General features: G+C 50.3%; 11 protein-coding genes. 5 read left to right on the forward strand and 6 right to left on the reverse strand.

The annotated features are described in order from the left end of the window. Nucleotides 1–25: 25 nt before the first annotated feature. On the reverse strand, nucleotides 26–739 hold the full coding sequence (locus BZJ18_RS11835) for a GntR family transcriptional regulator (protein WP_077456971.1): 714 nt from the start codon (nucleotides 737–739) through the stop codon (nucleotides 26–28). A 229-nt stretch (nucleotides 740–968) separates the two neighbouring features. On the opposite strand from BZJ18_RS11835, the gene BZJ18_RS11840 reads away from it, so the two are divergent. Then, nucleotides 969–1580, forward strand: coding sequence for a YitT family protein (locus BZJ18_RS11840; RefSeq protein ID WP_077456973.1), 612 nt, complete (start codon nucleotides 969–971; stop codon nucleotides 1578–1580). Between the two features lie 198 nt (nucleotides 1581–1778). Next, nucleotides 1779–2651 (forward strand): ferric iron reductase, encoded by an 873-nt coding sequence (locus BZJ18_RS11845; RefSeq protein WP_077456975.1) that lies wholly within the window; start codon nucleotides 1779–1781, stop codon nucleotides 2649–2651. On the opposite strand, the gene BZJ18_RS11850 is transcribed toward BZJ18_RS11845, so the two are convergent. Both BZJ18_RS11850 and BZJ18_RS11855 read right to left on the reverse strand, forming a co-directional pair. Further along, on the reverse strand, nucleotides 2648–3763 hold the full coding sequence (locus BZJ18_RS11850) for an endonuclease/exonuclease/phosphatase family protein (RefSeq protein WP_077456977.1): 1116 nt from the start codon (nucleotides 3761–3763) through the stop codon (nucleotides 2648–2650). The genes BZJ18_RS11845 and BZJ18_RS11850 overlap by 4 nt on opposite strands. Before the next feature lie 29 nt (nucleotides 3764–3792). Beyond that, nucleotides 3793–4278 carry a hypothetical protein gene (locus BZJ18_RS11855; RefSeq protein WP_069588330.1) on the reverse strand — a complete coding sequence of 162 codons (486 nt, stop codon included), beginning with the start codon at nucleotides 4276–4278 and terminating at the stop codon, nucleotides 3793–3795. A 317-nt stretch (nucleotides 4279–4595) separates the two neighbouring features. Between BZJ18_RS11855 and BZJ18_RS11860 the strand changes: the two genes are divergently transcribed. Further along, on the forward strand, nucleotides 4596–5051 hold the full coding sequence (locus BZJ18_RS11860; RefSeq protein ID WP_077456979.1) for a methylglyoxal synthase: 456 nt from the start codon (nucleotides 4596–4598) through the stop codon (nucleotides 5049–5051). A gap of 72 nt (nucleotides 5052–5123) precedes the next feature. Here BZJ18_RS11860 and BZJ18_RS11865 read toward each other — a convergent pair whose 3' ends face one another. Both BZJ18_RS11865 and helD read right to left on the reverse strand, forming a co-directional pair. Continuing rightward, on the reverse strand, nucleotides 5124–5939 hold the full coding sequence (locus BZJ18_RS11865; RefSeq protein ID WP_077456981.1) for a GIY-YIG nuclease family protein: 816 nt from the start codon (nucleotides 5937–5939) through the stop codon (nucleotides 5124–5126). 94 nt (nucleotides 5940–6033) lie between these two features. After that, the gene (helD, locus tag BZJ18_RS11870; protein ID WP_206744399.1) at nucleotides 6034–8109 is read right to left on the reverse strand and encodes a DNA helicase IV; all 2076 of its coding nucleotides are present in this window, start codon (nucleotides 8107–8109) and stop codon (nucleotides 6034–6036) included. Nucleotides 8110–8354: 245 nt separating this feature from the next. Between helD and yccS the strand changes: the two genes are divergently transcribed. Together yccS and BZJ18_RS11880 are read left to right on the forward strand one after the other, a co-directional pair. Beyond that, entirely contained in the window at nucleotides 8355–10559 is a 2205-nt protein-coding gene (gene yccS / locus BZJ18_RS11875) for a YccS family putative transporter (protein ID WP_241824956.1), read from the forward strand. Nucleotides 10560–10840: 281 nt separating this feature from the next. Then, nucleotides 10841–12010 carry a Card1-like endonuclease domain-containing protein gene (locus BZJ18_RS11880; RefSeq protein ID WP_077456985.1) on the forward strand — a complete coding sequence of 390 codons (1170 nt, stop codon included), beginning with the start codon at nucleotides 10841–10843 and terminating at the stop codon, nucleotides 12008–12010. Nucleotides 12011–12087: 77 nt separating this feature from the next. Here BZJ18_RS11880 and udp read toward each other — a convergent pair whose 3' ends face one another. Continuing rightward, the gene (gene udp / locus BZJ18_RS11885; RefSeq protein WP_077456987.1) at nucleotides 12088–12849 is read right to left on the reverse strand and encodes a uridine phosphorylase; all 762 of its coding nucleotides are present in this window, start codon (nucleotides 12847–12849) and stop codon (nucleotides 12088–12090) included. Between the last annotated feature and the right edge of the window lie 75 nt (nucleotides 12850–12924).

Genomic DNA, 12924 nt, shown 5'->3' on the forward strand with positions numbered 1-12924 from the left:
GACTATTCAATCTGCTATTTGCTATTCAATCTGCTATTTGCTGTTCAATCAGTTGGCGACTGCGCTGAATATGTCGACGCATCAGCATTTCCGCCAACTCGGCATCTCGCTCGCGAATTGCCGCTAAAATTTGCATGTGCTCTTGCAGCGCCTGCTTAGGGCGAGAATGGGCCCGCGGCGATTGAAACCGGTACATCCGCAGCAAGTGGTATAACTCACCACACAATAGGTTGATCAGTTTCTGGTTATGGCTGGCTTTGATGATGCAATAGTGAAAATCAAAATCGCCTTGTTGGTGAAAGTAGGCCGCCCCTTCCACCCGTTCGATATAGGCATGGTGGGTGTCGAGCACCGCACTGAGCTGCTCAATTTCCGCATCGGTGATGTGCGCGCAAGCCAGTCTTGCGGCCATGCCTTCTAACGCTTCTCGTACCGCGTAAATCTCAGCCAATTGCCGATGAGTGAGGGTTACTACCCTTGCCCCAACATGTGGCACACGCTCGACCAACCCTAAGGCTTCGACCCGCATCATGGCCTCGCGCAGTGGGCCTCGGCTGACGCCAAATGCGGTAGCTAACCCCGCTTCCGATACCTTAGTGCCCGCTGGATAGGTGCCGGTGACAATCGCCTCGATAAGCTGCTCGGTCAGGCTGGCTGACTTGGTGGGCTCACGTGACTCAGCTGGCAACGATTGCGCGTGCTGCGCGAGAAATTGGTCATTTGTCGACAATAAAGACATAAATACCGCCTAAGAACTTCAATAAAGCCAGAATAGAATAAGATTGTAGACAATGTAGATTAGACTTTGGTCTGTAGCGGCGCCTTTTTATCGTGATCAAAACCACAACGTAAATGATAATGTACGCATTGGATTGTTATTCACTTGTTATCAAACGGGCGTTTGACTCGACCCATTGCGAGAGCGGCGTATGGTAGTGCGGTCGTTTTAATAGGGATAGAACGCAAATATGGATAGAAATCATTCCAAGCGTGAAAACGCACTCGCGCTGCTTATCGGCAGTAGTTTGGTGTCACTCGGCATCTTCTTTTTCAACCAAGTAGGGTTATTGACCGGCGGCACCGCTGGATTAGCGCTGTTTTTACAGCGAGTCACTGACTTCAGTTTTGGTGAGCTTTTCTTCGTAATTAACCTGCCTTTTTATTGGCTCGCCTACACCCAAATGGGGAAACGCTTTACCTTAAGTACCTTGGTTGCGGTCAGTATCGTCTCATTCGGTGCGGATCATCTAAGCGCCGTATTAACCATTAATAGCATCCATCCTGTGTATGCCGCGCTATTTGGCGGCGGGCTAATCGGCATGGGCATGCTAGTGATGTTCCGCCATCAATGCAGTTTGGGCGGATTTAACACCTTAGCGCTGTTTTTGCAGCAACGGTTTGGCATCCGGGCGGGAAAAGTGCAAATGGCGCTGGATTGCTCGATTGTGATCTTATCGCTGCTGGTGGTCGAGCCTTGGCTAATTGGCTTATCGGTCGCTGCCGCAATCACCACCAACCTTGTCCTTGCCATGAACCATAAACCCGGACGCTACCAAGTTCAGCCACCCCAAGCCGCATAGCGGGCGTGAATGACACGGAAAACACAGATAAATATAGATAGAGGCGGCCTTCCGCCTCTTTTTTCAATCACTTCCTCTGCGACACCTTTTCCCCAATCGTTACGATAGCGCCTCGACATCTAAATACGAATCACTCTTACAATTGATTGCTGCACATGCTAAATTTCGCCTTTTAGGCGCCAATCATAAGGAGTGTTGATGAACGCGGCCGATCCTAGCTTTGACGCACCACAACTGCCTGCCGCGGTTGCACTGTCCCCTTTTCCCACTGCTTTAGGCTTGTCCGTGATCCCTGATGATGTGCAAGGCGTGTCGCTTCGGGAACAACTCACCACACCACAAGGTCTCGCACAATGTTTTGCCGCGGTAAACTCGACCTATGGCAATGCCGATAGCCGCGCTCAAGGCACGCTTTTTATCGGTGCCTATGCCTATGAGTTTTTGCTTCCGGTGCTGGCTAGCTGGCTTCAGGCTGGACAGCTCCCCTCGCTGGACTTAGATAACTGGCACGTTAAATACCAACCTACCCGCGTCACTAAACCGAATGGCAAGGAGCTGGTGTATCACAAGCCACATTTTTATCTCAATGCCTTGATTGGCTGGAAACAACCCGCGGCAGAAGAGTGGCTAACTATTTTGCACGGCGCGTTATTACGCCACTTTTCACCTATCGTCGATGCGGTCGCGGAACAAAGCGGTATGCGTGAGGGGCCACTTTGGAAAGTGGTTGCCGATTCAATCTGTATTGCCTTTTTGATGGTGGGTAAACATCGTGATTGCGAGCAGGCCGCACGTGACGCCGCGCTGTCGATCGTCCATCAACGCGGCACCCCGCTTTATAGCAAGCGCAGTGGTTTTCACGATGTAACCGTCTACGATCCGAACGACACGCAAACCGTATTACAAACCCACAGCTTCCGATTGCGCGGCGGCTGCTGCCGGATCTTTACCGTGGATGAACACAGTTATTGTTCAACCTGCTGTTTTTTAAAGCCTGACGAACAAGCTAAGCGCCTCGCAGAAGTTGCGTGTCAGCGTGAAGGCGTGGCGCTGGATACGCAGCCTCGCTAACTTAGCGCCACATCGACCCAAACAAGACGATGATCGGAGTGAGCACGCGCATGCTCTTGGCCGTTTTTATCACAAATCAGTGGGTAGTCGGCATCATCAGGGGCAGGCCAAAATACGCCGGAGGCCATCACCGCTAGCTCACGCGAAGGTAGGACATAATCGAGGCGCAACCCACCGTTATGGGTAGCAATTGCCCGTCCTTTCCCTTCGATAAAGCGAAACGCGTGAGACTGAGCCGCGTCACTTTTTGGCACCTGCGTGCCGATAGCAACCTCGGGATGCACACGAGGATGGTGAAGCAAGGCGTCAATGGCTTGCTTATCCCCATCACCGTAGCTCGGGTCTGCATTTAAATCGCCAATCACCACAAACGGTGCCTTGGGAGAAAGTCCGCCGTGAGTGCCCTTGTCGTCCACCAGCCAATCGGCGTTATCCAAAAGGCCAATCAGTTGGTGAATTTCATCACTATTGCGCCGCCAGTTACGCTTTTCTGGCCCATCAAACACCGGTGGCGTTGGGTGACACGCCACCACCTGTATTCGTTCATCACCAACCAAAATCGGCACTGAAACCAAGTTTTTCGAGGCGAGACGTAGCGCCTGTTGTGCTTGTTCAGTGTAATAATCCGCAGGGAGTTGATGGTGAGGTAATTGATGCCACGCAAAGTGTTGCCAAGTACGGATAGCGGCATCTTCGATGGGATAGCGAGAGATAATCACAAAGCCAAACTGGCCGTGATAATCACCAAATCCATGACACTGTTGGGCATCCGTTAAGCGTTGATGCTCACTGACCGGCACCGTGAGTTTTAATCCCGTGTTGGTGGCGGGCAAGTAGCGATACGGATAATCAATCGGCATGTCACCGTGTTGCGATTCTGCCAAATGCCGCTCACAAAATGCGGCGAGCGCACCATCGTCGCCACCGTTGCCCGGATGATCAAACTCGCAAAGTACCACCACATCGGGGCGCTCACGTTGTAAGGTCGCGGCGAGGTTTTTAATTTGCCGGCTGGGGGTGGGCGCTAACATCTTTGCTTTAATCTCGTCGGCCTGACGTCCCGCTAGAGACAGGTTGAATTGTGCCAACCTAAGGGTTGAAGGTGCTGTCATAACATCCCAACAATGCGCTACATGATGGGCTATTTTAACAAGCTATCGAGGGCACGACGAATTTGTCGCGCATCTTCTTCAGCACGATGCGGTGCTGGCCCCAACGCCTCCATTTCGCGGCTAAAGTCACGCCGATCGAGATCACTGTGCTTTTTTAGCCACTGATTCACCTCCATTAGGGTGAATGAAGGGCGCATGTAGCAGGCTTTGTAAAGCCGCCCCATCCAAAACAGATCCCATTGACTGTCGCACAAAACATGATCAAAAGGCGCGAGGGTCTGGTTGAGATGCTGGCATACATCGAGCACACTGATGCCTTCGCTAAAAAGGCGTTCACGCGAGATCCCATGTATTCGGGTTTCGGCTTCTTTGTCCCAGTGATTCCAGTGGCCACTGGCGGTGGAAGGGTCAATCAAAAAACTGTTGCTGTCGCCACTTGGCAACACGTATCCCACCTCGATGGGATAAGACGATAACGACAAACCGGATGCTTCAAAATCCAGTGTCACCCACATACGCGTACTCCTTGCTCATAAACTCTCCTGCATGACTAGGCACTTCCTTTGCCTTGTTAGTTAACTGTAGCCTTTTTATTGCCACTTCGATGGGTTGTCGCGCTACTTTTGCGTGCTTGGTTAACTTGTGACTGAAAATCCTGACGTTTTTCATTGGATGCGTCAGTTTTTTCTTATTATGTGACACTCTAAACAGTGCTATGCCAAGGTTTTGTCAGCGGTACGCTATATTTCACTACCGGATTGAATTAGGCTTCGATAACACCCTGCTAAACGCAGTTTGACGTTAAACCGCCATGTTTTAAATAGGAAGCAGCATGAAACAAACGTCTCGCACCATGTCCGCGCGTAAACACGTTGCATTAGTGGCGCACGATCACTACAAAGACGCCTTGAGTGAGTGGGTTAAAGAACACCAAGATGTGCTCAGTCAGCATGAGCTTTATGCGACCGGCACCACGGGGCATATTCTTGCGCGCGAAACTGGATTAACGATCACACCATTGATTAGTGGCCCTATGGGGGGTGATCAACAACTGGGCGCCATGATTTCTGAACAAAAAATCGATGCGATGATTTTCTTTTGGGATCCGCTCAATGCCGTCCCGCATGATCCAGATGTTAAAGCGCTACTGCGTGTCAGCACCGTATGGAATATTCCCGTTGCCACCAATCGCGCCACCGCACGGTTCTTGATTACCTCACCACTGTTTGGCCAAGAAGTGGATATTCAAATTCCTGATTATCAAGCTTATTTAGACGAGCGCTTATGAGTACAATTTATCACAGCAACTGATAGATCATTAGGAGCAAAGGTGTTTCTCCTTTGCTCCACTTTAAATGCGTTAGTTACTATTTAAACCAACTACTCGAGAGCCTAACTTTTCTTTGTATAGGTTTTCGTACGCTAATACATCTTCTTTATCAAGGTTTGCAGGTAGTGTTTGTAGTAACGTAAATGTTAGCCCCTTGTGATAATCAGAGTTTTTTTCGCAACGCTCTTTGAGTTGTTTATTGTTGCCATGTCTCGTTTTCACATAGCTTTTCCAGCGCTGCCAGACCCCTTCTGCTCCATAGGCCGCACCGACATAATGCTGAGCTTCAGCATCAGGGTTTGAATCTAAGATCAAATAAATACCATTTACCGCAGACAAACGTGAATACCAGTCTTGGTTAGCATCCTGGTTATTAATGAGCACGCTTAACTCATCGAACGTCAGAACAAAGTTAAGTAGCCCCGGGAAAGTGCCTAAATATCCTTTTGGTAGCACTTCCAGAACTTCCTTATCGTTATTTGCTACCCATTGGTGCCACGATATAGTAGCTCCTCCCCAATCGATTACAACCCTATCCTTGTAATCTTTGAAGCTATCTACTTCTTGTAGATCGTAGTAATATTTCTCGTTGTCGTAGCGAGAGCCACCTACCTTAAAAGCACCAATAAATAGTGACTTACTACCATCCAAACCAATAAAGGAAAAGATGTATTCACACTCTTTAAATACATCTTTTGATTGTTCAGCCTGATACGCTAAAAGACTATCTCTATCCTTTATTATATCCCGATATTGTGCACGACTATCTTTATGTCTTACAAACTTCACTTTATTGATATCAATGTTACTTAATGACTTATTAACAAGCTCTTTAAACGTAATCATAGGATCCTTCCTACCAGAAAACCTGTCTCATATACTAAATGGATAGAATAATATAAACCGAGATATAAGTATGGTTATTCGTAATGAGTAGTAATTAGAAACACCCTTTCAGTTCCTCCACAAACGGTGAGGCATGGCCTTTTTGGTGTACTAGCCACACTTGTTTTTGGGCCCGCGTCAGGGCGACATAAAACAATCGCCGCTCTTCCGCGTGCTCAATTGGCTCTTCATTTTTCCCTAACAATGCCTCACCGAGTGAAAGCGAACGCGGCTTGGCCGGGAAGACCCCATCATCCATGCCGAGGATGAACACATAGTGGGCTTCTTGCCCCTTGCTGGCGTGTACGGTGGTATAGCGAAGCGTCAATGATGGATAAGCTTTTTGCCAACTTTCTAGCGCGTCAGGACAAACGGCATGCGTGCGGCCTAGCAGCATCACACTCACTGCATGCTCTGCGTTAGCATACTTTTTGGCAAGGCTTGCCAAGGTTTTATCTAACTTGTCGTCCGTGATCACCTTGATCGCTTTAGGCGCTTTCGCCGATGTCTTGTCTCGCGCATAATCTAGTTGTTTGCTCAGCTGCTTGGGGTTTTGTTCGATGAACTGCTGTGCCACCTTCCCCAAGGTAGACGGATAGCGATAACAGGTGGTCAGCCAGCAAATTTCGCTGTCACCGAAACGCTGCGCAAACTCTGTGGTTAAGCTGACATCGGCACCAGCAAAGCGATAAATAGCTTGCCAATCATCTCCCACCGCATATAACGAGGCGCGTGGTGATTGGGTTTCACTGTCCGCTTTACCGTGACACAGAGCCTCTAACATTGCCAATCGTGCAGGCGAAATGTCTTGGTATTCATCAACCATGACAAACTGGATCGGCGTGGTAAATTTTCGCTGCTGAAACAGCTTAGTGGCTTGAGTAATCAATCCGTCAAAGTCTACCGCGTTCTCCGCTTTTAGCGCCTGTTTGTAGGCTTGGTACAATGGCCAAATCACGGCCAGTTCATTTTTTAAGGCGGCCTGCTCCTCAAAGCTTGCCAGCTTATCGTTCAGCGCACGCTTGGTGGTATTGGCTTGGATCACTCGTGAAAGGCGCGACCAAACCCAAGTGTGTAACCGGCTGTCATGGGCACACGCAGTCAGTTCAGCGTTATCATCAAGCGGCAGTGTTTGTTGGTGATGTAATTTATCCCAGCGTTTGCGGGTAGTGGGCTGTTGCCACTGTTCAGCAAGAGTTTGAGTCAGCCAGGCCACTTTGGCCGTCTCATCACTGGCGAGTGGAGAAATCATCGGCGCCTGCCCTTGGTGCTCGGCAAGTTGCTGGCGGGCAAAGCCATGAAAGGTAGTCACATTCACTTCATGGCCAGTTTTAGTCTTTATCCGCGTTTTCAGTTCTTCAGCAGCATCACGACCAAAGGCCAGCAGCAATAGCTGCTCTGGTTTAGCTTGACCACTTTCAATTAAGTAGGCGGCGCGTGCCACCAATACGCTGGTTTTTCCACTACCGGGCCCCGCCACCACCAAGGTATGAGATTCATCGGTGAGCACGGCGGCGCGCTGCCCGTCATTCAATGGCGATGATTCGATGCGATCAAACCAAGCTTGCCACTGATCGAGCATCATCGCTTGCCATTGCTGATTGCGCGTCTTGAGCCACTGTTTATCCCCCCGCAAAACGGGTGCCAGTGTTGTCGCCATCACTTCATCTAAGCTAGCCAAGAATGAGGCTGGGATCCCCTCGCCTTCTAGCTTATCGACTAGGATTTGTTGCGCCGCGCGCAATTGCGATAAGCGAACATAAGCGGGTGCATTCACCAGTGCATCATACTCTGCCAATAAACTAGGACGGATCAGCGCCAGCCGTTTTTGATAACGGGCAATATAGGCTTGATAACTGCGATAAATGGTTTGCCCTGCCTGCTGGGCGCGGTGCCAAGGCAAGCCAAAGACCTCAAAAGGCAGCGGATCGCCCTCGTCAGTATAACCGGTGAGCGAAATTGTTCCCCACAGCAACCCGCGCGACACCGTGAGCTGCCCATCCCATGCCGAAAAAGGAATGTATTGACGATGGTGGCGAGATTCGAGCAGTAAGCCGTCATCTTCGAGCTGCAAGCTGTAATGGTCGCCATAAACAAGCCATTGTGCCCAGCGGTTTGCGGAGAGTTTCATACTCATGAGTCAGTGCGTAAAAACGCGCTTTCCAGCCTTGATAAGATGACAGGCATGCTACTGCGCAACTCTCGATAAATCAATTCACTAGCAATATGGCTTCCCGCCGCATCACCTATAGCACGCTATGGATTTGACTTGTCGCAAGCTATTTCTAAAAAGCGCACGAAAACGCGCGGATGACGCTTAGTTTTTCAGTATCTTTCTGCTATCTTGCCCTCATTGTTGGCTTAATCCGTGTTTTTATGTCCTTTTCGTTGCCACGCTTTCCTTCGATGCCACTGACGCTACGCGAATACTGGGCGAACCACCGCATCAATGACAGTATCCGCGTCCTAATCGCTTTAATGGGGGTTGCCCTTTACGCGGGATACGCTGGTCGCACCGATATTGTCACGCCACTGGTGCTCGGGGTCATCGCTTCAGCATTAGCGGAAGTGGATGATCACCTATGGGGGCGGATAAAAGCCTTGGGCGTGACGCTCACCTGCTTCGCGGTCGCCTCTTTCTCGGTTGAATTGCTTTACGATTGGCCTTGGCTGTTTGCATTAGGGCTAACCGTTTCCAGTTTTGGCTTTATCATGCTGGGGGCTATTGGGGAGCGTTATGGCACCATCGCCTTTGCCTCATTGCTACTGGCGGTATACACCATGTTGGGGATGGAGCAAGGCAGTGATCTGTGGCTTCAACCCATGATGCTGCTCTCAGGCGCATTTTGGTACGGGTTACTATCACTGGCTTGGATTGTGATTTGGCCGCACCGTCCCGTGCAGCATCGGCTCGCAGCGGTCTTTCGTCAAACCGCCACTTACATGGAAACCAAGTCTAGTTTGTTCCATCCGGTTGCCGAATTGGTTCCGCAACCTACCCGCATCGCCGCCGCCAACCAAAATGCCCAAGTAGTGGCTGCGCTCAACCAAGCCAAAGCATCATTACTGGCGCGAGCACGACGCGGCCGTCTGACCCAGCGGCATCAAACCTTGCTGCAAACGTATTTTATTGCCCAAGATATTCACGAGCGGGTTAGCTCATCCCATTATCGTTACCAAGATCTTGCCGCCCACTTTTTCCACTCAGACATTTTGTTTCGCTTCGAAGCATTGCTCAATGTGCAAGCGCACGCGTGCCGTGAGGTAGCGCAAGCGCTCTCGTTGGGCATCAGCTATCAGCATCATCATGCAGGGCAGCAAGCGTTAACGGCTATCCAGCAATCGATGGCATATTTGGCTAAACACCAAGACAGCCATACTCGCACTGCCTTGCTAAATCAGTTGCAGTTTTTATACAAAAACCTGGAGACGGTTGAGCAGCAGTTGGCGAGTTTGAGTAACCTCGCAGTTGATAGCCGCGCCCAAGAAAACGAATTGGCTGATCCCGATGCGCGCTCGCTTGGTGAGATGGCCTTTCGCATTCGCCAACAACTGACGTTTCGATCGTTGCGTTTTCGCCATGCGGTGCGCTTGTCGTTATCGCTCCTCGCGGGGTATGGCGTGATTCAAGGCCTCTCTCTTGAACATGGCTTTTGGATCTTGATGACCATTCAGTTCGTTTGCCAAACCAATTACTCAGCCACACGCAGTAAGCTTAAAGAGCGGATTGTCGGCACTGTGGCTGGCTTGCTACTCGGCGTGCCGGCCTTATACCTGTTTCCCGATCCCAGCAGTCAATTGGCCTTGATGGTCGTCACTGGGGTGCTATTTTTCGCGTTCCGCACCGTTCAGTACACCCTAGCCACCTTGTTTATCACCTTATTGGTATTAATGTGCTTTAGCCAGTTCGGGGAAGGTTTCGCAGTGATCTTACCGCGTTTGGGCGATACCGTTATTGGCTGTTTGATTGCCGTTGCGGCGGTCCGTTATGTGTTGCCCGACTGGCAAGCGCACCGTCTCCGCGGGATCATGACAGAAGCCTTGCAAGCCAATCGGGACTATTTAGCCCACGTGATTGCTCAGTACCGAGTAGGTAAACGCGACACCCTTGCCTATCGAATTGCGCGGCGCCAAGCGCACAATGCAGATGCGGAGCTGACTACCGCGATCAGTAATATGTTGGCGGAGCCCGGCCGCTATCGCACCAATATCGAAGAAACTTTCCGTTTCTTATGTTTAAACAACGCGATGCTGAGCTATATCTCTGCCCTTGGCGCGCATCGAAGCCGGATGGATGATGAGGTCAACCATCAAAAAGTGGCCCAGCTTCACCGTGATATCCACCAAGGATTAACCCAATTAACCGAGCTACTGGCCCAGCCTACCAACCATGATGCACTGCTGGCGTTGCAAACTACTGATGACATGCATCAGACTCACGGCGGCTACGGAGAGACTGTCGATAACACACCGCTGACGATGGTATTGCAGCAATTACAACTGATTCAGCGCATGCTGCCGGAGCTTAACCAGTTGACACTCACGCTGCGCCAACAGGCCTTGAAACAAAGTCGCGCATAATTAACGGCGGGGCCAAGGTCCCGCCTTCGGTGACTCACCCTGTTTACCAATACTCGCGTTGCGTGCGGATACTCGGCTGGCACGCCAACGCTAAGTCAGCGGGATGTCAATTTACAACAATTTACGTTGTTGACGGTTGAAAGCCCTAGTCGTAGACCGGATATTATTAACAAAGCCACCTAAGTGACTTAACGCTATACCCAAATGACTCGTTTGGAAGCTAGGGTATACACTAATATTTTTAGCGGCTCGTTTAGCCGCATCGCCCGCCTGGAGCAATTATGGCTATTCATGTAGGAATCATCGACTCGGATCCCGTCCGATTGGTCACCCCCGTGTTACACCAGCAACTGCCGGTGAGCAAGTTGGTGTTAATAGGCACCCTTGAGCAAGACCTAGAATTTGAACGCCTCACTCGCGTACTTGCGCCAAAAGGCATCGAAACCGAGTTTTTCGAAATTTCCGATGATATCAATATCCGTGAATTAAAAAGCCAAGTGAAACAACTGGCCGAACAGCTTAGCACCACCTCTGAAGATATCCTTTTTAACGCGAGCTGTGGTCTGCGTCATCAACTGCTGTCTGCTTACGAAGTGTTTCGCACCTATCAATGGCCTAGCTATGTCATTGAGCCTTATAGCGATGAATTATGCTGGTTGTATCCAGATGGGTTGCCACAACAACAAGTCGAAGACCATATTAGCTTGACCGAATACCTCACGATTTTTGGCGCCCGTTGTGAGCGTCATGATGACGATGTGATCGGTTGTTTAACCGATGATATTTATCGTTTGGGCGAAAAATGGGCCAGCAATGCTTATGAATTAGGACCCGGCTTGGCGACACTGAACTATTTAGCCACCACGTGTCGCAAGGAACAGTGCCTTGATGTGACGTTAAGCGAGAAACAGCAAGGCTACCGTGAACTCGGTATGCTGCTTGACGATCTGACTGAAGCTGGGCTCGCAACATACCAAAATGGGGTGCTAACCTTTAGTTGTGAGGAAGCACGTCGCTTTGCCAATGGTGAATGGTTAGAAAGCTACGTGCATTACACCGTCACGTCTATTCAAAAAGAAATGCCAACCATTCAAGATAATTCACTTTCCGTGCAAGTGTATCGCCAGATTGGCGAGCGCGAAGTGCGTAACGAGCTTGATGTGGCGACTGTGGTCAATAACAWACTGCATATTATTGAGTGTAAAACCAAAGGCATGTCGAGCGATGGCGATGATACCTTGTACAAGTTAGAGTCACTGCGCGATCTACTTGGAGGGTTACAAGCGCGAGCGATGTTGGTGAGCTTCCGTCCGTTGCGCCATCACGATATTACTCGAGCTACCGATCTGGGCTTAGCACTGATTGGCCCTGACCAACTCGGTAACTTGCGTACCCACCTTTATGATTGGTTTGTCGCCGCCGGTGGCACCGTCGCGATTCGCACCAGCTAAATGGCGCACTCAAAACACCATAAAAAACGCGGCGCTCATGATGAGCACCGCGTTTTTTTGATACCGCAATGTCTGAATTACAGCAGTTTACGAGCGGCTTCAACCACAATCTTGATCGAGCGTGTTTCGGTTTCTTTAAGCGTTGCGTGGTCAGGGATCTCTTTTTGGGTACGGTTAATAATCACACCCGCAACACAGCCAGCACGCAGACCTGAGCTAGCACACATGGTAAGTAACGTGGCGGACTCCATTTCAAAGTTCAGTACGCCCATGTCTTGCCACTCTTGCATCGAGCCTTGGAAACGACGCACGACACGACCACTGAAGGTATCGTAGCGCTCTTGACCCGGATAGAAGGTATCGCTTGATGCAGTCACACCGGTGTGAACCGTTGCGCCATCTTCATCAACCGCCGCTTTCATGGCCGTTGCCACATCAAAGTTAGCCACGGCTGGGAATTCCATCGGTGCAAAATGGGTACTCGCGCCATCAAGGCGAACAGACCCTGTGGTGACGATCATATCGCCAACATTAATGTTAGGTTGAATAGCGCCGGTAGTGCCGACACGCAAGAAGGTGCGCACACCCAATTGCGCCAGTTCTTCAACCGCAATCGAGGTTGATGGGCCACCGATACCGGTTGAGCAAACCACCACAGGCTTACCGTCTAACCAGCCTAGATACAAGGTATACTCGCGCTGAGAGGCAAGAAAGGTTGGGTTGTCCATCAGGTTCGCGATTTTTTCTACTCGCGCAGGATCGCCGGGAATAATCGCAGTGGTAGCGCCTTGTAGGTCGGCATGGTTAACGCCAAGGTGGAATACAGGGGTATCAGACATAATCAGTCTCCTCGCTGGATGCTGTCAGCAGCATCTTCAAATGATTAAAGGCCTGCCAAAGCAGGCCTGAACTCG

This window comes from Salinivibrio sp. IB872, from assembly GCF_001995345.1.
Lineage (GTDB): Bacteria > Pseudomonadota > Gammaproteobacteria > Enterobacterales > Vibrionaceae > Salinivibrio > Salinivibrio proteolyticus.